Source organism: Pantoea sp. SIMBA_079, from assembly GCF_046940275.1.
GTDB classification, from domain to species: domain Bacteria; phylum Pseudomonadota; class Gammaproteobacteria; order Enterobacterales; family Enterobacteriaceae; genus Pantoea; species Pantoea borealis.
In genome coordinates this window covers 1-241 of record NZ_JAWRYR010000834.1, presented here as the reverse complement: position 1 = coordinate 241, position 241 = coordinate 1, and the positions used below count along the sequence as shown (strand labels likewise).

Annotated in this window: 1 protein-coding gene; it reads left to right on the top strand. The window is 55.2% G+C overall.

Annotated elements, in window-relative coordinates:
- On the top strand, positions 1–241 hold a 241-nt coding region (locus tag SB719_RS22290; protein WP_412160052.1), incomplete at both ends, for an ABC transporter substrate-binding protein.

Here is a 241-nt window from a genome sequence, read left to right as displayed (position 1 = left end):
CTCGATGGCAATCGATCGCAATTTTCTGGCCAGTGAAATCAGGCGCGGAATGATGGTGCCCGGCTATTCGATGGTGCCTCCCGGCACCCAAAACTATGTCGAGGATGCGCCACGTCTGGAATATAAGGACCAGGATATTCTCGATCGCGAAGACAGGGCGAGACAATTGCTGGCGGAGGCAGGCGTCAAGCCGGGCAGCCTTTCAGTCAAGCTGCGTTATGCCACCTCGATCAATAACAAG